The sequence below is a fragment of the Mesorhizobium sp. M3A.F.Ca.ET.175.01.1.1 genome (assembly GCF_004791945.1).
Lineage (GTDB): Bacteria > Pseudomonadota > Alphaproteobacteria > Rhizobiales > Rhizobiaceae > Mesorhizobium.
Genome location: NZ_SRTP01000451.1, coordinates 1 through 278 on the forward strand (window position 1 = coordinate 1; position 278 = coordinate 278).

Genomic DNA, 278 nt, shown 5'->3' on the forward strand with positions numbered 1-278 from the left:
GAGGAGATCGGCTTACCGCCGCGTTGCCTGACCGGCGCAACCCCACGGCGTTCGCCCCAGGGCGAGGGGCTAAGGCGCCTCAGCCTGATCGTCACCGGCCGACCTCTTCGCTGCCAGATCGCCTCCGTCCTCTCGGCTTCGAAAGCCTCCTGCACCACAGTCTGCAATAGCCATAAGTCCTGGCGTTGATCTCCAGCGCCCGGCCGCAGGCGGCGTTGACGCGCTCGCGGCCGAAGCCCTTGACGAGCCGTATGACGCCAAGACAGGCGCGGAAGCCT

The 278-nt window shown here is 67.6% G+C and carries 1 pseudogene; it reads right to left on the bottom strand.

Going from position 1 to position 278, the window contains the following annotated elements:
* Positions 1 to 91 precede the first annotated feature (91 nt).
* A pseudogene (locus tag EN818_RS33460) lies at positions 92 to 278 on the bottom strand (IS21 family transposase); the annotation flags it as partial.